We start from the raw sequence: 18,850 nt of genomic DNA, 5'->3' as shown, positions 1-18,850 counted from the left end.
GGCGTTCACGAACAGTCAGGGCTGACCGGCAGCGCGTGTCGGGGATAGCCTCCGCGCGGGTACACCCCGGTCGTCACCGTCCCGCGAAGGAGCGCCGCAGAGAGATGGACACCAACGACGTCGCCGCGATCGTCACCGGCGGGGCCTCCGGCCTCGGTGGGGCCACCGTGCGCCGGCTGGCGAAGCAGGGCGCACGCGTCATCGCGATCGACCTGCCGACGGCCGTCGACGGCGCGGAGGAGCTGGACAACGTCGAGTACGTCGGCGCCGACGTCACCGACGGCGACCAGGTGGCGGCGGCGGTCGAGGCGGCCACGGCCACCGGCCTGCCGCTGCGCGTGGTCGTCAACTGCGCGGGCATCGGCACCGCCGGTCGCGTGCTGTCGAAGAAGGGCCCGCACGACCTGGCGGTGTTCAACCAGGTCATCGGCGTGAACCTCATCGGCACCTTCAACGTCATGCGCCTCGCGTCCGAGGCGATCGCGCAGACCGAGCCGCTCACCGACGGCGCGCGCGGCGTGGTGGTCAACACCGCCTCGGTCGCGGCGTTCGAGGGCCAGATCGGCCAGGTCGCCTACGCGGCCTCCAAGGGCGGTGTCGTCGGCATGACCGTCCCGGCCGCCCGTGACCTCGCCCAGTACGGCATCCGCGTCATGACGATCGCGCCGGGCATCATCGACACCCCGATGCTCGCCGGTGTCGAGGAGTCGTTCCGCGAGCAGCTCGCCGCGGGCATCCCGTTCCCGCAGCGCCTGGGCCGCCCCGACGAGTACGCCCAGCTGGTCGCCCAGGTCATCGAGCACGACTACCTCAACGGCGAGGTCATCCGGTTCGACGGCGGCCTGCGCATGCAGCCTCGCTAGCCGGCCCGGTCGTCAGAGCTCCGTGAGCAGCGGGACGTCCAGGACCCGCTCGGACGTCAGCCACGTGCGCAGCGTCCACGTGGCGCGGACGTCGTCCGCGTTGTAGACGAGCAGCCGCTCGCGCTGCGCCGGGTCGGGCTCGCCGCCGTCGAGCCCGACCGCGTCGCGGTACCAGCGCATGGAGTTCTCGCCACCGGCCTCCGGGTCGTGCCAGGCGAACCCCGCCGACGGCGCGACCCGCTTGAGCCCCTTGCCGTGCGGGCAGAGGAACGACTCGCTGACCACGGGGAAGAGGTCGATCCAGGCGTCGGAGGCGATGAACTCCTCGACCTCCTCGGCCGACGGCACGCCAGGCATGCCGGCGAACCGCTCGACCGAGCCGCGCAACCAGCGGTTCTCCGCCTGCTCGTTGTAGCAGTAGGCCCGCAGGACGAGCCCGCGCTCGGCGCAGCGGGCCCGCACGTCACGCAGCCACGTCCAGAACTCGCCGAACGAGCGCCCCTCGTCGCGGGTGGGCAGCGGATCCCAGGTGACGAAGGCCCGGTAGCCGGGCTCGAGCCCGATGTCGGCGCCCGAGAGCAGCGCACCCCAGAGGTAGGCGCCGTCCTCGCCGAGGCTCTCCATGTCGACGTCGATCTCGACGTCGCCGCGGGCGACGGTGGGCCGCACGACGCGGCGCACGAGCGGGACGTCGCGGCTCCAGGCCCGGGCGAGCGCGACGGCCTCCACGAGGTCGGGCACCTCGAACCCGCCGTCGGGCACCTCGGGGTCGGGGGGCGGGCCGGGGAGCCCTTCGGCCGGGTCGAGCGCGGCGAGCTCGCGCACCGTGGTGACGCCGCGTCCGCGCAGCCGCAGCGCGGCGTCGCCCCGCACGACGAGGCTGACGTCGTCGACCGCGCGCAGCGCCGCCTCGCACGTCGACCACCACGGGCAGCGCCGGCACTCGGTGATGCGCGAGGGCTCGGCGAGCGCCGGCGCGCGGGACCGGGCGGCCTCGGCGACGGCCAGCCGGTCGGCGTGCCGGCGGTCGTAGGTCTCGAGCGTGCTGCGCCCGCCGGCGCCCGCCGACGACGCCGCGAGGTCGACCCACACCACGACGTCGGCGTCGAGACCGACGATGCCGCCCCACACGGGCGCGCCGGGCTCCTCGGGCGGGGCGAGCCCGGCGGCGCGCAGCATGCGGTGCAGGTGGGCCAGGCGCAGGACGTCGCGCGTCACCGTGCGCACCCGCCGCGTGTCGTCCGGGCCGGCCGCGTCGGGGTGGGGCTGCCCGAGCGGGGAGGTGAGCGCGCCCTCGCCGGGGTCGGTGATGCGGTGGCGCACGACGATCAGCGGCCACCACCCGGAGGTCGCGTCGCCGGGCACCGCCCGCACGAGCGCCTCCGCGTGCCCGCGCCGGCCCTCGGCGGCCGGGAGCTCGACGCCCCCCACCACGTCGGGCAGCGCGACGGCGTCGGCGAGCACCTCACGCGCGGCGGTGGCGCGCTCGCGGGCCGTGGGCGCCGGGCGCACGGACACCCAGCGCGACCCCAGCAGCTCGGCCCAGCGGGCGGCCAGCGCCGCCCGGTGGTTCGCCGCGTCCGCCTTGCGCATCGCGACGCCCGGATCGGCGTCGTCGCCGGGGGGCGGGCCGCCGGGGCCGAGGTCCTCGGCCGGCACGTGCTCGAGGTGGACCCGGCGGCGGCAGCGCGTCGTGGCGGCGGCGTCGAGCAGGACCGGCCGCGGCGCCCCGGACGGCGACCCGGCGGGCGCCCCCTCGGGCGGCACGGCGGGCGCGGCGCCGTCGCCCGCCCCGTGCGCGGTGGTCGTGCTCATGCCCCCGAGCTTCCCACGGGACCCCGACAGCCCTGGTCGACGCCGTCGGGCCGGGCCGTCGCGGCGCGGGTGTGGGAGGTGGGCGCCCCGGGCACTCGGGCCGCACCGGGCCCCGGATGGATCACGGACCGCCGAGGCCCGGCCCGCGGCCACTAGGGTGCGGGCGATCCGCCCGGACGCACGACAGGCCACGGGCACGAGGACTGGAGGGTCCATGGGACTGCTGCGGCGCCGCGGGCGGCCCGCGACGGAGGCGGACGCCATGCAGGTGGGCGACGACGTCTACGTCGTGAGCAAGAGGGCCGCGGACCTCGCGGTCGCGGCGCAGAAGGAGCGCCGCCGGGCGTCGCTGGCCGAGCGGCGGCTCGCGGAGACCCAGGAGGCGACCCTCCTCGGCGACAAGAAGACCCTCAAGGCCGCGAAGAAGCGCTGGAAGTCCGAGGACGCGGCGGAGGACGACGACCCGACCGGCACCGTCTCCGACCCGGTCACCGGCGCGAAGGTCAAGCGCTACATCGGGATCGCGCGGATCGTGGTGCCCGTGGTCGCCCCGATCGTCTACCAGGCCGTCGGCATGGCGCGGGACCGCTGGGACGCGCACCGGGCCCGCCAGCTCGGCGTCGCCCCCGACGAGCTCGTCGACTTCACCGGCCGCGGGGCCGCCCTCTACGCGCGCGTGCACCACATCGCCCTGTCCGCCCAGGATCTGCGCACGCGCCACGGCCGGGGCGACGACGCCCGCGCGGGCGAGGTCCGCACGTTCGTCGAGGACGCCGAGCAGCGCCTGAGCGACCTGGAGTCCGCCGTGCGCGCCGCCGAGCAGATGCCCGCGAGCCGGCGTCGCAGCGCGCACGTCGCCGTGGCCGGTGAGCTCGAGCGCATCGAGGACCGCCTGCTCGCCCTGTGGGGCGTCGGCGGGGGCAACCCCCGGACCGCGGTGAGCGGCCCCCGGGGGACCACGTCCTCGGGCTGACCCGTCGCGCCTCCCCCGAACGGGCTACCACCGGGGCGTCGGAGCACATCACGATCTCGACACACCCACGTCGTCACTGCTCGTGAGACGACGGGCTCGTCAGCGCCCGGACGAGGGTGACACCGGGCACGGAGCTGCCGGGATCCGATTCCCCGGTGCCCTCCGGGCGGACGTTGGTCACCCACCGCGTCCACACCCGGCAGGGAAACATCCCTCGAATGTCCGACCTACGGGGTGACAACCTGCACGCTCCCCGCCTACTGTCCCCGCAGTCGTTGTCGCTGAGACAACGCCCGTTGCCGCAGACGCCCCGATCCAAGGGGGCACGGGACGGGGTGACGGGAAGGGGGGCGAGTCGTGAGCCCTCGCGCGCGCACCGGGGCGCCCGACACGCCCGCACCCCGGTCGTCCGCCCCGCCCGCCGCGATCGGCGCCAAGGACCCCGCTCCCGCCGCACCCGCCCCGAGCACACCCGCCCCGCGGGGGCGACGCCCCCGTGACGAGGCCGGCGGCCCGGTCAACCGGGCGCTCGACGTCCTCGACCTCCTCGGCACCCCGGGCGGCCCGTCGTCGCTGGGGGTCGTCGAGATCGCCCGCCAGCTCGGGCGGGACAAGTCGCAGGTCTCGCGCCTGCTCAAGCTCCTCGCCGACGCCGGGTACGTCGACCGCGAGCCGGGCTCCCTGCGCTACCGGATCGGCACCCGCCTGTTCGCGATCGGCGCCACGGCGGTCGACCGCCGGCTGCGCGACGAGGCCGACGCCACCGTCGCGCGCGAGGCCGCCCTGCTCGGCGAGCGGGTCGACGTCGGCATCCGCAGCGGCGGCAGCGTCATGACGATCGCCTCGGCCGCGCCGGACAGCGAGCTGCGCGCGGCGGGGTGGGTGGGGCGCACGGGGCCGTTGTCGTGTACTGCCACCGGGCGTGCACTCCTGTTCGACCTCGACACGGCCGCCATCGCCCGGGTGATCGTGCCCGAGGGCCTCGGGCCGGCCGGCCCCGCGGCACCGCGGTCCCTCGACGAGCTGGTGTCCCGGGTCGCCGACGAGCGCCGCCGCGGCTGGGCGCTGGCCCGCCACGAGACCGACCGCGGCCTGCTCTCCCTCGGCGCCCCCGTGCGCGACAGCAGCGGCGCCGTGGTCGCCGCCCTCGGCGTGAGCGGCCCCGAGTCGCGCGTCGATCCCGTCCTGGACGAGGTCCGCGCCGCGGTGCTGCGGGCGGCCTACGACCTGTCCCGGTCCCTGGGGGCGGGAGCGGTGAGCTCGGCCGGGCGCGCCACCGCTCGCGCCGGACCGCCCGGCCCGCCGCACGACGTGTCCCCCCTGTCCACCCCCCCTGCTCCCGAGAGAGGAGCGTCGTGAACTACCTGGACTATCTCACCAGCAACGCGCAGCAGATCGTCTTCCTGACCCAGGCGCACTTCCTGGTCGTCCTCATCGCCGTGGGCCTCGGGTCCGCGATCAGCGTCGCGCTGGGCCTCGCGGTGTCCACCGGCGAGCCGGATCCGCGGCGGTTCTCGTTCGACTGGTTCGCGGCCGGTGTGCGCGAGGGCGGGCTGGTCTTCACCGCCGCCCTGCTCACGGTGCCCTCCCTGGCGCTCTACGCGCTGTTCCTCCCGTTCACGGGACTCGGGGTCACGACGGCGATCATCGTGCTCACCGTCTACACGCTCTACACCGTGCTCCGGAACACCGTCGCGGGACTCACCACCGTCGACCGCGCCGTGCTCGAGTCGGCCCGCGGGCTCGGCTACGGCCGCATGCGCCGGCTGCTCACCATCCAGCTGCCGCTCGCCTGGCCGGTGATCCTCAACGGCATCCGCGTCACCACGCTGATCTCGATCTCGATCGCCGTGGTCGGCGCCGTCGTCCAGGGGCCCGGCCTCGGCATCCTGCTCCTCAACGGGATCTCCCGCATCGGCGCGGCGAACTCGTTCTACCAGGTCCTCACGGGCACGCTGTTCTGCCTCATCGTGGCCGCCGTCTTCGAGATCTTCTTCGCCATCGTCCAGCGCCTGACCATCCCCAGGGGGATCCGTGTCTGAGACCACAGACCAGCCCGTCGTCGAGACGCCCGAGGGCGCCGGTAAGTCCGACATGATCGTCCTGGAGGGTGTCGAGAAGATCTACCCGGGCAGCGACGCACCCGCGGTGAGCCAGCTCGACATGGCGATCCCGCAGGGCGAGATCGTCATGCTCATCGGCCCCTCGGGCTGCGGCAAGACGACGACGCTCAAGATGATCAACCGGCTCATCGAGCCGACGGCGGGCCGCATCCTGCTCGACGGCAAGGACGTGACGCACGTCAACGGCGACCAGCTGCGCCGGGAGATCGGCTACGTCATCCAGCAGGGCGGCCTGTTCCCGCACTTCTCGATCGCCGACAACATCGGCGTCGTCCCGAAGATGCTGGGCTGGGACAAGCAGCGGATCCGGGCGCGTGCCGACGAGCTCCTCCACCTCGTCGGCCTCGAGCCCTCGACCTTCCGCGACCGTTACCCGCGCCAGCTCTCCGGCGGGCAGCAGCAGCGTGTCGGCGTCGCGCGCGCCCTCGCCGCGGACCCGCCGGTCATGCTCATGGACGAGCCGTTCGGCGCCATCGACCCGATCACGCGCGACCGCCTCCAGGACGAGTTCCTGGACATCCAGCGCACGGTCGGCAAGACGATCGCGTTCGTCACCCACGACCTCCAGGAGGCCGTGAAGCTCGGCGACAAGATCGCCGTGTTCGCGACCGGGAAGCTGGAGCAGTACGACGACCCCGACACCATCCTGACCCGGCCCGCCAACGACTTCGTCTCCGACTTCGTCGGCGGCGGGGCGGCGGTCCGGCGGCTGAGCCTGGTGGAGCTCGCCCACCTCGAGCTGCACCCGATCGAGACCGACGAGAAGGCCGCCGACAGCCGCAACGGTGTCGCGGTGGCCGAGGTGGACGGGTCCGGCAAGCCCGTGTCGTGGCGCCACCTGCCCGGCGGCGACGCCGCCGCGGTGCCGCTCGTGACGGTGCCGCTCTCCGGCACGGTCTACGACGCGGTGGACGTCATGCTCGACGGCTCCGCCTCGCTGGTCGCGGTCGTCGACGAGGAGGGCCGCGCGCAGGGCGTCCTGCACTGGAACGACCTCGTCGGCGGTCTGCGCACGCGGAAGGGTCACGCATGAGCACCGCGACACAGGGGACGGTCAACGTCCAGGCCGAGGAAGCCGTCGAGGAGGTCGAGGGCAAGCAGGAGGGCGGCAGGCTCGCCCGGCTGTGGATGCAGCACTACGACCTGGTCATCCTCCCGGTGATCATCCTCCTGCTGCTGCTCCTGCTGTTCCTCTACATCTCCACGCGCGACCTCGACACGATCGAGGAGCGCGTGCTGGCGGCCGACAACGTGGCGGGCCTGCTCCGCCAGCACCTCTGGCTCGCCTTCCTGTCGACGGTCCTGGTGCTGGTCATCGCGGTGCCGCTGGGCATCGCGCTCAGCCGGCGCGGCGCGCGGAAGGCGCAGGGCCCGGTCCTCGCCGTCGGCGGCTTCGCGCAGGCCCTGCCGCCGTTCGGCGTGCTGCTGCTCATGGCGTTCTGGCTGGACTTCGGCGTCACCACCGCCGTCATCGGCCTCACGCTGGCCGCCCTGCTGCCCGTGCTCCGCAACACGGTCATCGGCCTGCAGCAGGTCGACCAGTCGCTCATCGAGGCGGCACGCGGCATGGGCATGTCGGCCCGGCAGACGTTGTTCCGCGTCGAGATCCCGCTCGCCGTGCCGGTCATCGTGGCCGGCCTCCGGGTGGCGCTGGTGCTCAACGTCGGCACCGCCACCCTCGCGAGCTACATCGGCGCGGGTGGCCTCGGCGAGCTCGTCCAGCAGGCCCTGCGCCTCAACCGCATCAACGTCCTGCTCGTGGCCGGCGGCATCATCGCCGCGCTGGCCCTGCTCATCGACTGGCTCGCCGGCGTCGTCGAACGCGTCGTCGTGTCCCGGTCCGGCTGAGGCCGGGCCTCGAGATTTCTCTCGGCCGTCCGCCCCGCCCGCGAGGCCCGGCCAACCCCGGAGGATAAGGAGAACACTGTGCGGTGGACATTCCGCGGCGACCGTTCCGGTCGTCGTTCCGGCTGGCGGGCGGGCGCGGTCACGCTCGCTGCCACAGCCCTGCTGGCCGCCGGCTGCGGGGGCCTGTCGGGCAGCGGCCAGCCGCAGGCCCAGGGCGGCAGCCTGGCGGCCAGCGGCATCAACCTCGCCGGCCAGACCTACACGGTCGGCGGCAAGGAGTTCGACGAGCAGCTCGTGCTCTGCAAGATGACCATCGCGGCCATGCAGTCGGTGGGCGCCACGGTCAACGACCGCTGCAACATCACCGGCACCGCCGCGACCCGCGCCGCGCTGACCAGCGGTCAGATCGACATGTACTGGGAGTACACGGGGACCGGCTGGATCACGCACCTGAAGAACGCCGCGCCGATCCCGGGTTCCGAGCAGCAGTACGTCGCCACCCGGGATGCCGACCTGGCGCAGAACAACATCGTCTGGTTGCCGCCGTCGCCGTTCAACAACACCTACGGCATCGCGGTGACCCGTCCGTTCGCCGACCAGAACAACCTGCGGACGCTGACGGACTGGGGCAACTTCATGAACAGCGGCAACCCGGCCGCCACGCTCTGCGTGGAGGCCGAGTTCGCCGGTCGTGACGACGGCCTCGCCGGGCTCTTCCGGACCTACGGGGTCACCAACCCGCCGGCCGGCCCGCCCGGGCTGAACACGCTGGACACGGGCGCCATCTACCAGGCCACCGCCAACGGCAACCCGTGCAACTTCGGCGAGGTCTTCACCACCGACGGCCGCATCCCCGGCCTGAACCTGGTGACGCTGCAGGACGACAAGAACTACTTCCCGCAGTACAACGCGTCGCCGACCTTCCGCAAGGAGGTCTTCGACCGCAACCCGAGCGTCGCCCGCATCTTCGAGGCCATCACGCCCCGACTGACCAACGAGGTGATGCTGGACCTCAACGGGCAGGTCTCCTCGCAGGGGCAGGACCCCCAGCAGGTGGCCACCCGCTGGCTGCAGCAGCAGGGATTCATCGGCGGCCAGTGAGCCCACGATGACGCCTCTGACGGTGTGACGACGGCGGCGGCCGGTCGCGGGTCCTCGGACCCCGGCCGGCCGTCGTCGTCGCGGCCGACGACCGTCCACGACCGCTCCGGCAACCGCTCCGGTATCTGATCCGGCATCTGATCCGGCATCCGCTCCGAGACGAAGGCGCCACGCCCGTGCCCCGACCCCCGGTCCTGATCGCCCTCGTCGCGCTGGTCGCCGCCCTGCTCGCCGGCTGCTCCGACGACCGCAGACTGACCCCGCCGGGCAGCTTCGCCCAGGAGGTCGACCTCACGGGGCAGACGCTGACCGTCGGCGGCAAGGAGTTCGCCGAGCAGATCGTGCTCTGCAAGATGACCATCGCCCTGCTCCAGTCGAGCGGGGCCACCGTGATCGACCGCTGTGACACGAAGGGCTCGGCCAACGTCCGCGCCGCCCTGACCAGCGGTCAGATCGACATGTACTGGGAGTACACCGGCACCGCCTGGCGCCTGTACCTGTCCCAGGAGTCGACGATCGCCGACCCGCTGGCGCTCTACGACGCCGTGCGTGTCGCGGACATGGGCAACCAGGTCACCTGGCTCGACCCCACGCCCTTCAACAACACCTACGCGATCGGCGTGCGCACCGACATCGCGCAGCGGCTGCGCGTCCGGACGCTCTCGGACTTCGCGGCGCTCGTCCGCTCCGGGTCGCCGCAGGGGACGCTGTGCGTCGACCAGGAGTTCACCGGCCGCGAGGACGGCCTGCAGGGGCTGCTCGCGACCTACGACATCCCCCTCGGCGACCAGGCGCTCGACACGCGCGAGATCGACCAGATCTACGACGCGGTCGCGGCGGCGAACCCGTGCACGTTCGGCGAGGTGTTCGCCACCGACGGCCGGCTCAACCCGCTGCGGCTCTCGACGCTCGTCGACGACCGCGGCTACTTCCTGCCCTACAACGCGGCGCTCACGGTCCGCAGCGACGTCATGGCGCGCGCGCCCCGTCTCGCCCTGCTGGGCCGGATGCTCGCGCCGACGCTCACCGAGCCGGTGATGCGCCAGCTCAACGAGCGCGTCTCGGTCGGCGGACGCAGCCCCGACGAGGTCGCGCGGTCGTTCCTGCGCGAGCAGGGGCTGATCGGCTGAGTGCTCGTCGCCGGTGTCAGCGGGGCGCGTTCGCCCCGCTCAGCGCGGCGACCGCCTGCGCGGGCGGCACCGTGCCCCCGACGAGGTCGAGCACGGCGCCCACCGTCGCCGGGGCGTCGAGGAGCGCCAGCAGCACGGCGGCGACGTCGTCGCGGGTCACCTCGCCGTAGCCCACGGGCGGCTGGCCACCGACCGGCCCGAGGCGCACGAGCCCGGTGCCCGGGTCGTCGGTGAGCCGGCCGGGGCGCAGGATCGTGAGGCCGAGGTCGCCCCGCGCGCGCAGGGCCTCCTCGGCGGCCTTCTTCGCGCGCAGGTAGTGGGCCCACACGGAGTCGTCGTCCTCGGGCGCCGGCGGGCTGTCGATGTTCATCGCCGACACCAGCAGGTAGCGCCGCACCCCGGCCGCGGCGGCGGCGTCGGCGAGGAGCAGGGCGGCGTCGCGGTCGACGGTGCCCTTGCGCTCGACGGTGCTGCCCGGCCCCGCCCCGGCGGCGAACACCACGGCGTCCGCGCCGGTCAGGTGCTGGGCCAGCTCCCCGGAACCGATCGCCTCGAGGTCGGCGACCACCGGCTCCGCGCCGGCGTCGCGCACGTCGTCGGACTGGCCCGGGTCGCGGATGAGGGCGACGGGGGCGTCGCCCCGGGCGGCGGCCTGCCGCTCGAGGCGCAGCGCGATCTTCCCGTGTCCGCCCGCGATGACGATGCGCATGCCGCCGACCGTACGCGGGCCTCCCGGTGCTGTCCGATTAGTCCGTTTCGGCGATGGGCGGAAATCATGGGGTTGCCCACCACCGAACCATCACGTGTGATGTGGACCGCGTGGCCACCACCACACACCACCGCGACCGCGCAGCCTCGGGAGGCCGTCTCCGTGTACGAGAAGAACGGTGAGAAGTACTTCGTCGTCGATTCCCACATGCACTACTGGGACGCGTCGCCCGAGAACTGGGTGCAGGGCGCGGAGCAGTACGCCAAGGGCTGGATCGAGTGCTTCCACGCCTACCAGTCGCTCGGTCCCGCCGAGACCCACCAGCCGCTCGAGGAGTTCCAGAAGGTCTCCGAGGAGCAGCTGATGCGCGAGGTCTTCGACGAGGGCCACGTCGACGTCGCGATCTTCCAGTCGACCTACCTGCGCGAGTGGTACAAGGACGGCTTCAACACCAGCGAGCGCAACGGCGAGCTGGCGACGAAGCACCCCGAGAAGTTCCGCGTGAACACGCGCTTCGACCCGCGTGACGGCGACGCCGGGATGCGCGAGTTCGAGGCGAACGTCGAGCGGTACCAGCCGATGGGCGCGAAGCTCTACACCGCGGAGTGGAACGGCGACTCGCGCGGCTTCAAGCTCTCCGACCCCGAGTGCTACCGCTTCCTCGAGCGCGCCCAGGAACTGGGCATCAAGAACATCCACGTGCACAAGGGCCCGACGATCTGGCCGCTGGACAAGGACGCGTTCGACGTCTCCGACGTCGACCACGCGGCCACCGACTTCCAGGGCCTGAACTTCATCGTCGAGCACGTGGGCCTGCCGCGCATCGAGGACTTCTGCTTCATGGCGACGCAGGAGCCCAACGTCTATGCCGGCCTCTCGGTCGTGCTGGGTGGCCTCATGCACGCGCGCCCGCGCTTCTTCGCGAAGGTGATGGGCGAGCTGCTGTTCTGGGTCGGCGAGGACAAGATGACCTTCGGCTCGGACTACAACATCTGGGAACCGAAGTGGCAGGTCGAGGGCCTCGTCGACTGGGACTACCCGGACAGCGCCGAGTACGAGGACTACCCCCGCCTCGACACCAACGGCAAGAAGAAGATCCTGGGCCTGAACGCGGCCAAGCTCTACGACATCCCGGTGCCCGTCGAGTGCGAGATCCGGGAGGGCGAGGGCGCCCAGCTCGTCGACGAGCGGGAGGTGGCCCAGGCATGACGCTCCTCTCCGACACCCGCGCCCTCGGGTCCAACGCCGCCGCCGCCGCGGCCGCGACGGGCCTGGCGGCGCGGGTGTGGGAGGCGCTGCGCACCGTCCGCGACCCGGAGCTCGACAGCGACGTCGTCTCGCTGGACTTCGTGGGATCCTGCTCCGTGTCGGACGGGGTCGCGCACGTGTCGCTGCGCCTGCCCACCTACTTCTGCGCCCCGAACTTCGCCTTCCTCATGGTCGCCGACGCCCACGACGCGGTCTCCGCCGTCGACGGCGTGACCCGGGCCGACGTGACGCTCGCCGACCACTTCGCCTCCGACGCCATCAACGCCGGCGTCGCCGCGCGGGCGGGCTTCGTGGGCTCGATGGCGGGCACCGAGGTCGGCGAGGCCGTCGCGGAGCTCGACGACCTGCGGCGCACGTTCACCGAGCGCGCGCTCATGGCCGGCACCGACCTCGTCGTCCGCCCGATCATGCGGGAGGGGGCGACGCCGGAGCAGGTGGCTGCGATGACCCTCGGCGACGCGCCGGACAGCGCCGACCTCCGGCGCCTGCGGGCCCGGCGCCGCGAGCTCGGCATCCCAGCGGACGACGGCGACCCGCTCGTCGTCGACCCCTCCGGCGCCACGGTCGGCGTCGACGCCCTCCCGCTGCACCTGCGCAAGGCGCGCTCGTACCAGGTCGGCGTCGACGCCAACACGAGCATCTGCCGGGGACAGCTCGCCGCCCGCTACGGCGTCTGACCGCCCCGGGCTCGCCTGCTTTCCGGAGGGCGAGTGCTGCGCTCCCCGCATCACCGCGCCGCGCGCCGCCCACATCGCCCGCATGCGTCCACAGGCCCTGACGGGCTCGCTACCGTTCCGCGGCATCCCCTGGTCGACGCCGGGCGGCAGCGCACCTCGTCGGCGTTCGTGGAGATCGAGCGCACCGCGCGCCTGCCCCGCGCGGCGGCTCCGCGCGGACAAGGCGGCCGTGACGCAGGAGCTGTGGGGCTCCTCCCGCCTCGCGGCCTCGCGTCCCTGCCCTGATCTGCGGGTCGTCGCCGCAGCCTGAGCGCAGTCCGGGGTACGCCCAACGCTCGAGCGAACGGAACGTTGCGCGCAGAGAAGCAGCGAACAGCGCATTCGCGGCGACAAGGGCAACCCGCGCGGCTCAGCCCCAGACGTCCTGGGCCACGGAGACGACGAGGTCGAGCTTCGCGCGCTGCTGGTCGGCGGTGAGGTCGTTGCCCTCGACCGTCGAGGAGAAGCCGCACTGCGGGGAGAGGCAGAGCTGCTCGAGCGGCACGTACTTCGTCGCCTCCTCGATGCGGCGCTTGAGTGTGTCCGGGTCCTCGAGCTCACCGGTCTTGGTGGTGACGAGGCCCAGGACGACCTGCTGGTCGCCGCGGGGCACGAAGCGCAGCGGCGAGAAGTCGCCCGAGCGCGCGTCGTCGTACTCGCAGAAGAAGCCGTCGATCTGCAGCCCGCCGAAGACGGTCTCGGCGACGTAGTCGTAGCCGCCCTCGGCCGCCCAGGACGAGCGGTAGTTGCCGCGGCACATGTGCGTGGTGACCCGCAGGTCGTCGGGGCGGTCGCGGAGGACCTCGTTGATCGTGGCGACGTAGCGCTCGTGCATGTGCTCGGCGTCCTCGCCGCGAGCGGCCATCGACTCGCGCTGCGCCGGGTCGTTGAGGTAGGCCAGCGAGGTGTCGTCGAGCTGCAGGTAGCGCACGCCCAGCTGGTAGAGCCGCGACACCTCCTCGCGGTACGCGGCCGCGAGGTCCGCCCAGAACTCGTCGGGCTCGGTGTAGGGCGAGCCCTCGTGCACCGGCGCGCCGCCGAGGCGGTAGTGCAGCATCGAGGGCGAGGGGATCGTCAGCTTCGGGACCGCGGTCGTGGTGAACGACGCCAGCGTCTCGAACGCGTCGCCGAAGATCGTGCGCGAGAGCCCGATGCGCTGGTCGATCACCAGCGACATCGCGGCGAAGGTCAGGTCGCCCGAGGCGTTGCGGAACGCCACCTCGACCGACGAGTCCTTCGACGAGGTCACGCCGTCGAGCTGGTAGAGGAAGTCCATGTGCCACGAGGTGCGGCGGAACTCGCCGTCGGTGGCGCTCTGCAGGCCGACGCCCTCCTGCAGGGCGACGGCCTCCCGGATCGCCTCGTCCTCGGCGGCACGCAGCGCGTCGGCGTCGATGCGCCCGGCGGCGTGGTCGTCGCGGGCCTGCTTCAGGGCGGGCGGGCGCAGGAGGCTCCCGACGTGGTCGGCGCGGAACGGGGCGCTGGTCCGGGCACTCATGCGCCGCAGGTTATCCGCGGCGCACCGCCCCGGGCCCGCCGTCGTCCCACCCAGTGGAAACGGGATCCTGCAGCGCCACGGACAGGCGGCGGGCACCCTCCCGGACCGCGCGCTCGAGGCGGTCGCGCCGGTCGGCGATGCTGCCGGGGCCGCCGGCGGGGACCACCGGGACGGACACCGCGACGGCACCGACGAGCACGGGACCGCCGGGCGACGGCACCCGCACCGGGGCGGCCATGCAGGCCAGGCGCTCGCGGAACTCGCCGCGGTCGACCGCGAGGTCGCGCCGGCGCACCGCGTCCAGCTCGCGCTCGAGCGCGTCGGGGTCGGTCATCGTGCGGTAGGCGTGCGAGGGCAGGCCGTCGCGGTCGAGGATCGCGCGCCGCGCGGGCGCCGCGGACTCGGCGAGCCAGAGCTTCCCGACGGCGGTGGCGTGCAGGGCCCCGCGCCACGCCGAGATCACGGGCACGGGGTGGGAGGCGCAGTCGTCGTGCCCGACGACCACGACGTCGTCGTCGCGGAACGCCGCGTACAGCGCGCCCGCGCCGGCGGTGCCGTGCACCTCGCCGAGGATGCCGCCCAGCCCGCGCGGCACGGGGAGCTGGGCGAGGAGGCGGTCGTGCAGCGCGGGCAGCTTGGGCCCGAGGCCGAACCCGCGCGGCTCCTCGAGGCGCACGAGGTAGCCGTCGGAGACGAGGCTGTCGAGCAGGTGGTAGGTCGTCGAGAGGTTGTACTCGAGCCGCCGGGCGACGGCCTTCGCGCTGATCCCGTCGCCGGCCGCGGCGACGACCTCGAGCACCTGCAGGGCGCGGTGCACCGAGGAGAGCGCGCTCACACCTCCTACGAAACCCGAGGGGCGCTCACCCCGCCAGTCGGGTGTCCTCCGACGCCTCGGTGAGCGCGGCGACCTCGTCGGGCGCCAGCGCGAGGTCGGCCATCGGCAGGATCGTCGCCAGCTGCTCGACGGTGCGGGCGGACGCGATCGGCGCCGTGACCGTCGGCTGCGCGGCGAGCCAGGCGAGCGCGACCGCGGCCATCGGCACGGCGTGCGCGCCCGCCACCTCCTCGAGGACGCGCAGCACGCGCGTCCCCCGGTCGTCGAGGTACGCGACGGCGCCGCCGGCGCGGGCCGAGGCCATCGGGCCGCTGGTGTCCGGCGCCGGGTCGCCCGGGCGGTACTTCCCGGTCAGGAAGCCCTTGGCCAGCGCGAAGTAGGGCATGACGCCGAGGTCGGCGGCAGCGGCGACGTCGGCCAGCTCGTCCTCGTAGACCGCGCGCTCGACGAGGTTGTAGTGCGGCTGCAGCGCGACGGGCCGGGCGAGGCCGTGCTCGTCGGCGACGGTGAGCGCCGAGGTCAGCCGCTCGGCCGAGAAGTTCGACAGCCCGACGTAGCGGATCTTCCCGGCGCGCACGAGCTCGTCGAAGGCGCCGAGGGCGTCCCCGAGCGGGGTGTCCGGGTCGTCGCGGTGGGCGTAGTAGAGGTCGATGTGGTCGGTGCGCAGGCGGCGCAGCGAGTCGTCGCAGGCGGCCCGGACGTTCTCCGGCGACAGCCCCGGGCGCTCCGGCCACGAGCCGACCTTGGTGGCGACGACCATCCGGTCGCGCGCCCCGCGGGCCGCCATCCAGTCGCCGAGGACGCGCTCGGAGTCGCCGCCGGTGTTGCCCTCGACCCGCCAGGTGTACGAGTCGGCGCTGTCGACGAAGTCGCCGCCCGCCTCGGTGTAGGCGTCGAGCACCGCGGCCGACACGGCGGCGTCCGCGGTCCAGCCGAAGACGTTGCCGCCGAGGCAGAGCGGGTGGACCTCGAGCTCCGAGCGGGGGATGCGGACGCGGGCGGCCATGGCTCCACCGTAGGCGGGGCCCCGGAGACCCGCCGCTACGCTCCGCCCGACCCGCCACCTCGGTGGCCGCGTCGTGGACGAGGAGAACCCGTGATCAGCAACCCGTTCCGCGTCGACCCGTGGACGGTGCACGAGCCGCACGTCGACCTCGACGCGCTGCCGCAGACCGAGTCGCTGTTCGCGCTGGCCAACGGCCACGTCGGCATGCGCGGCAACCTCGACGAGGGGGAGCCGCACGCCATGCCGGGCACCTACCTCAACTCGTTCTACGAGTCGCGCCCGCTGCCGCACGCCGAGGGCGGGTTCGGCTACCCCGACGAGGGCCAGACGCTGGTCAACGTGCCGAACGGCAAGCTCATCCGGGTGCTCGTCGACGACGAGCCGCTCGACGTGCGCTACGGCCAGGTGCTCGCCCACCACCGCACGCTCGACATGCGCGCCGGCACGCTCACCCGCCACGTTGACTGGGTCTCGCCCAACGGCCAGCGGGTGACGGTGACCTCCGAGCGACTCGTGTCGTTCTCGCAGCGCTCGGTCGCCGCGATCTCCTACGAGGTCGGCGTGCCCGAGGACGCCGGCTCCGAGGCGCTGCTCGTCATCCAGTCCGAGCTCTTCGCCAACGAGCAGATGCCCGTCATCGAGGGCGACCCGCGCGTCGCGGCCGCGCTGCAGAACGTGCTCGTGCCCGAGCACCACTCCAACTCCACCCACGGCGCGCGGATGACCCACCAGACGCGGCGCTCCGAGCTGCGCGTGGGCGCGGCCATGGAGCACCAGGTCTACGGGCCCGACGACGCCCAGGTCACGAGCTCGTGCTCGAACAACGTCGGGCGCACCACGGTGATCACCCGGTTGAAGCCCGGCCAGACGCTGCGCGTCGTCAAGTACATGGCCTACGGCTGGTCGAGCCAGCGCTCCCAGCCCGCCATCGTCGACCAGGTCGAGGCCGCGCTCGACGCGTCGGTCTACACCGGCTGGGACGGCCTGCTCGCCGCGCAGCGGGAGTACCTCGACGCGTTCTGGGCGAAGGCCGACCTCGAGATCGACGGCGACCCGCGCCTGCAGCAGGCCCTGCGCTTCTGCCTGTTCCAGGTGCTGCAGGCCGGGGCGCGCGCCGAGCACCGCGCGATCGGCGCCAAGGGCCTCACCGGGCAGGGCTACGACGGCCACAGCTTCTGGGACGGCGAGACGTTCGTGCTGCCGGTGTTCATGTACACCCAGCCGCGCGCCGCCGCCGACGCCCTGCGCTGGCGGCACAGCACGCTCGACGTCGCCACCGCGCACGCGGCCCACCTCGGCCTCGAGGGCGCGGCGTTCGCCTGGCGCACGATCAACGGCGAGGAGTGCTCGGGCTACTGGCCCGCCGGCACCGCGGCGTTCCACGTCAACGCCGACATCGCCGACGCCGTGATGCGCTACGTGGCCGCCACCGACGACAAGGCCTTCGAGCGCGAGATCGGCGTCGACCTGCTGGTCGCGACGGCGCGGCTGTGGCGCTCGCTGGGCCACCACGACAGCGACAGCGCCTTCCGCATCGACGGCGTCACCGGCCCCGACGAGTACTCCGCGGTGGCCGACAACAACGTCTACACCAACCTCATGGCGCAGAAGAACCTGCGCGGCGCCGCCGACGCCGCGGTGCGCTGGCCCCGCGAGGCCGAACGGCTGCACGTGTCGCCCGAGGAGATCGCGAGCTGGCGCTCGGCCGCGAGCTCGATGGTGATCCCGTTCGACGAGGCGCTCGGCGTGCACCAGCAGAGCGAGGGCTTCACCCGGCACGCCGTCTGGGACTTCGAGCACACGCCCGAGGAGAACTACCCGCTGCTGCTGAACTACCCGTACTTCGACCTCTACCGCAAGCAGGTCGTCAAGCAGCCCGACCTCGTGCTGGCGATGGTGCAGTGCCCGGACGCCTTCACCCCGCAGCAGAAGTACGACAACTTCGTCTACTACGAGCGCGTCACCGTCCGGGACTCCTCGCTCTCCCCCGGCACGCTCGCGGTGATGGCCGCCGAGACCGGCCACCTCGACCTCGCCTATGACTACCTGTGCGAGTCGGCGCAGATGGACCTCGCCGACCTCGAGCACAACGTCCGCGACGGCGTGCACCTCGCGGCGATGGGCAGCGCGTGGACCTCGATCGTCATGGGGCTCGGCGGCATGCGCACCCACGACGGGCGGCTCACCTTCGCGCCGCGCCTGCCCGAGGCGCTCTCCGGCCTGCGGTTCCGCATCCAGTGGCGGGGGCGCTCGCTGCACGTCGCGATCGAGAGCGCGGAGGCGACCTACACGCTCGAGAGCGGCGACGACCTCGAGATCGGCCACCACGGCGAGGACGTCAAGCTGACGTCCGCCGAGCCGGCGACGCGGGAGGTGCCGCCCGCGCCGGCGGTCGGTGACGTCGAGCAGCCGCCCGGGCGGGCGCCGCTCTTCCGCCGGCACGCCTAGCGATCGAGTCGTGTCACCGGGACGATGCGGTGGCGCCGGCGCGCGGAGCAGACGCCGAGTGCGCGCCAGGGCACCGGGGGCGTCGGCGCCTGGTAGCGCGTGCGGGCCGCGTGCCAGAGCCCGTCGGCGCCCCGGTCCCAGCGGGTGACGCCCGGGACCTGGCCGAGCACGGTCACCGTCACGAGGTCGGGCGGCTCGGGATCGACCGACACGTCGTAGCCCTCGCCGCCGACCGGCAGCCCGCACCGGCAGTGCGTGAGCGTCGCGCGGTGCCCGGTGGCGGTGGTGGTCGTCGTCCCGCCGACCGGTTCGGCGGGGAGGATCCACGTGGCCTCGCCGGGGGTCGACGGCACCGCCGGGGCGCCGGTCGCTCGCGGGAGCGGATCGACGGAGGGGTCGGACACCGCGGCCTCCACGTCGTTCACGGCGCAATTACATGTAGAGGAAAGAGTAGTTCACCGGTTGGTGTCGTGACAGGTGGCTACCCTTCGGTCGACCGGCGCCGACCGGCGGTGT

The 18,850-nt window shown here is 73.5% G+C and carries 17 protein-coding genes; 11 read left to right on the top strand and 6 right to left on the bottom strand.

Annotation, left to right across the window (positions count from 1 at the left end; all coding sequences use genetic code 11):
- Window positions 1-104: 104 nt before the first annotated feature.
- Entirely contained in the window at window positions 105-863 is a 759-nt protein-coding gene (locus PHK61_RS23180) for an SDR family NAD(P)-dependent oxidoreductase (protein WP_274283383.1), read from the top strand.
- 12 nt (window positions 864-875) lie between these two features.
- Here PHK61_RS23180 and PHK61_RS23175 read toward each other — a convergent pair whose 3' ends face one another.
- Window positions 876-2,678 (bottom strand): TM0106 family RecB-like putative nuclease, encoded by a 1,803-nt coding sequence (locus tag PHK61_RS23175; protein WP_274283382.1) that lies wholly within the window; start codon window positions 2,676-2,678, stop codon window positions 876-878.
- Window positions 2,679-2,892: 214 nt separating this feature from the next.
- Between PHK61_RS23175 and PHK61_RS23170 the strand changes: the two genes are divergently transcribed.
- The 7 genes from PHK61_RS23170 (at window position 2,893) to PHK61_RS23140 (ending at window position 9,853) form a co-directional block, all read left to right on the top strand.
- Entirely contained in the window at window positions 2,893-3,651 is a 759-nt protein-coding gene (locus tag PHK61_RS23170; protein ID WP_274283381.1) for a DUF6474 family protein, read from the top strand.
- Window positions 3,652-4,008: 357 nt separating this feature from the next.
- On the top strand, window positions 4,009-5,010 hold the full coding sequence (locus PHK61_RS23165; protein ID WP_274283380.1) for an IclR family transcriptional regulator: 1,002 nt from the start codon (window positions 4,009-4,011) through the stop codon (window positions 5,008-5,010).
- Window positions 5,007-5,693 carry an ABC transporter permease gene (locus PHK61_RS23160; protein ID WP_274283379.1) on the top strand — a complete coding sequence of 229 codons (687 nt, stop codon included), beginning with the start codon at window positions 5,007-5,009 and terminating at the stop codon, window positions 5,691-5,693. The genes PHK61_RS23165 and PHK61_RS23160 overlap by 4 nt, the downstream gene beginning before the upstream one ends.
- A 52-nt stretch (window positions 5,694-5,745) precedes the next feature.
- A complete protein-coding gene (locus PHK61_RS23155; protein ID WP_274283406.1) occupies window positions 5,746-6,807 on the top strand; it encodes an ABC transporter ATP-binding protein in 1,062 nt (353 codons plus the stop codon).
- On the top strand, window positions 6,804-7,622 hold the full coding sequence (locus PHK61_RS23150; protein ID WP_274283378.1) for an ABC transporter permease: 819 nt from the start codon (window positions 6,804-6,806) through the stop codon (window positions 7,620-7,622). Before PHK61_RS23155 ends, PHK61_RS23150 begins: the two co-directional genes overlap by 4 nt.
- Window positions 7,623-7,700: 78 nt before the next feature.
- Entirely contained in the window at window positions 7,701-8,723 is a 1,023-nt protein-coding gene (locus PHK61_RS23145; protein ID WP_274283377.1) for a glycine betaine ABC transporter substrate-binding protein, read from the top strand.
- 176 nt (window positions 8,724-8,899) lie between these two features.
- The gene (locus PHK61_RS23140) at window positions 8,900-9,853 is read left to right on the top strand and encodes a glycine betaine ABC transporter substrate-binding protein (protein WP_274283376.1); all 954 of its coding nucleotides are present in this window, start codon (window positions 8,900-8,902) and stop codon (window positions 9,851-9,853) included.
- A 16-nt stretch (window positions 9,854-9,869) separates the two neighbouring features.
- On the opposite strand, the gene PHK61_RS23135 is transcribed toward PHK61_RS23140, so the two are convergent.
- Window positions 9,870-10,562 carry an NAD(P)H-binding protein gene (locus PHK61_RS23135; protein WP_274283375.1) on the bottom strand — a complete coding sequence of 231 codons (693 nt, stop codon included), beginning with the start codon at window positions 10,560-10,562 and terminating at the stop codon, window positions 9,870-9,872.
- Window positions 10,563-10,724: 162 nt separating this feature from the next.
- Between PHK61_RS23135 and PHK61_RS23130 the strand changes: the two genes are divergently transcribed.
- Complete coding sequence (locus PHK61_RS23130; protein WP_274283374.1) at window positions 10,725-11,771, top strand: amidohydrolase family protein; 1,047 nt, start codon at window positions 10,725-10,727, stop codon at window positions 11,769-11,771.
- On the top strand, window positions 11,768-12,508 hold the full coding sequence (locus tag PHK61_RS23125; RefSeq protein ID WP_274283373.1) for an iron-sulfur cluster assembly protein: 741 nt from the start codon (window positions 11,768-11,770) through the stop codon (window positions 12,506-12,508). The genes PHK61_RS23130 and PHK61_RS23125 overlap by 4 nt, the downstream gene beginning before the upstream one ends.
- Window positions 12,509-12,917: 409 nt before the next feature.
- Here the strand turns inward: PHK61_RS23125 and PHK61_RS23120 are convergent, their stop codons facing one another.
- The 3 genes from PHK61_RS23120 to PHK61_RS23110 are packed head-to-tail and all read right to left on the bottom strand — an operon-like array spanning window position 12,918 to window position 15,886.
- Window positions 12,918-14,045: a 5-methyltetrahydropteroyltriglutamate--homocysteine S-methyltransferase gene (locus PHK61_RS23120; RefSeq protein ID WP_274283372.1), complete on the bottom strand. Its 1,128-nt coding sequence runs from the start codon at window positions 14,043-14,045 to the stop codon at window positions 12,918-12,920.
- 10 nt (window positions 14,046-14,055) lie between these two features.
- Window positions 14,056-14,880: an IclR family transcriptional regulator gene (locus tag PHK61_RS23115; RefSeq protein ID WP_274283371.1), complete on the bottom strand. Its 825-nt coding sequence runs from the start codon at window positions 14,878-14,880 to the stop codon at window positions 14,056-14,058.
- Between the two features lie 25 nt (window positions 14,881-14,905).
- Window positions 14,906-15,886, bottom strand: coding sequence for an aldo/keto reductase (locus PHK61_RS23110; protein ID WP_274283370.1), 981 nt, complete (start codon window positions 15,884-15,886; stop codon window positions 14,906-14,908).
- A 90-nt stretch (window positions 15,887-15,976) separates the two neighbouring features.
- On the opposite strand from PHK61_RS23110, the gene PHK61_RS23105 reads away from it, so the two are divergent.
- On the top strand, window positions 15,977-18,334 hold the full coding sequence (locus tag PHK61_RS23105) for a glycoside hydrolase family 65 protein (RefSeq protein WP_274283369.1): 2,358 nt from the start codon (window positions 15,977-15,979) through the stop codon (window positions 18,332-18,334).
- Here PHK61_RS23105 and PHK61_RS23100 read toward each other — a convergent pair.
- On the bottom strand, window positions 18,331-18,759 hold the full coding sequence (locus tag PHK61_RS23100) for a hypothetical protein (RefSeq protein ID WP_274283368.1): 429 nt from the start codon (window positions 18,757-18,759) through the stop codon (window positions 18,331-18,333). The two genes, PHK61_RS23105 and PHK61_RS23100, sit on opposite strands and share 4 nt — an antisense overlap.
- Window positions 18,760-18,850 lie beyond the last annotated feature (91 nt).

The organism is Actinomycetospora lutea (genome assembly GCF_028737205.1).
GTDB classification, from domain to species: domain Bacteria; phylum Actinomycetota; class Actinomycetes; order Mycobacteriales; family Pseudonocardiaceae; genus Actinomycetospora; species Actinomycetospora lutea.
Note: the sequence above shows the minus strand (reverse complement) of the source record. Positions and strands in the feature narration are given on the sequence as shown.

Excerpts from the sequence above, each read along its gene's own strand:
- PHK61_RS23155 (WP_274283406.1), top strand. The coding sequence starts at position 5,746 with ATGATCGTCCTGGAGGGTGTCGAGAAGATCTACCCGGGCAGCGACGCA.
- PHK61_RS23180 (WP_274283383.1), top strand. The coding sequence starts at position 105 with ATGGACACCAACGACGTCGCCGCGATCGTCACCGGCGGGGCCTCCGGC.
- PHK61_RS23135 (WP_274283375.1), bottom strand. The coding sequence starts at position 10,562 with ATGCGCATCGTCATCGCGGGCGGACACGGGAAGATCGCGCTGCGCCTC.
- PHK61_RS23125 (WP_274283373.1), top strand. The coding sequence starts at position 11,768 with ATGACGCTCCTCTCCGACACCCGCGCCCTCGGGTCCAACGCCGCCGCC.
- PHK61_RS23110 (WP_274283370.1), bottom strand. The coding sequence starts at position 15,886 with ATGGCCGCCCGCGTCCGCATCCCCCGCTCGGAGCTCGAGGTCCACCCG.
- PHK61_RS23175 (WP_274283382.1), bottom strand. The coding sequence starts at position 2,678 with ATGAGCACGACCACCGCGCACGGGGCGGGCGACGGCGCCGCGCCCGCC.
- PHK61_RS23170 (WP_274283381.1), top strand. The coding sequence starts at position 2,893 with ATGGGACTGCTGCGGCGCCGCGGGCGGCCCGCGACGGAGGCGGACGCC.
- PHK61_RS23150 (WP_274283378.1), top strand. The coding sequence starts at position 6,804 with ATGAGCACCGCGACACAGGGGACGGTCAACGTCCAGGCCGAGGAAGCC.
- PHK61_RS23120 (WP_274283372.1), bottom strand. The coding sequence starts at position 14,045 with ATGAGTGCCCGGACCAGCGCCCCGTTCCGCGCCGACCACGTCGGGAGC.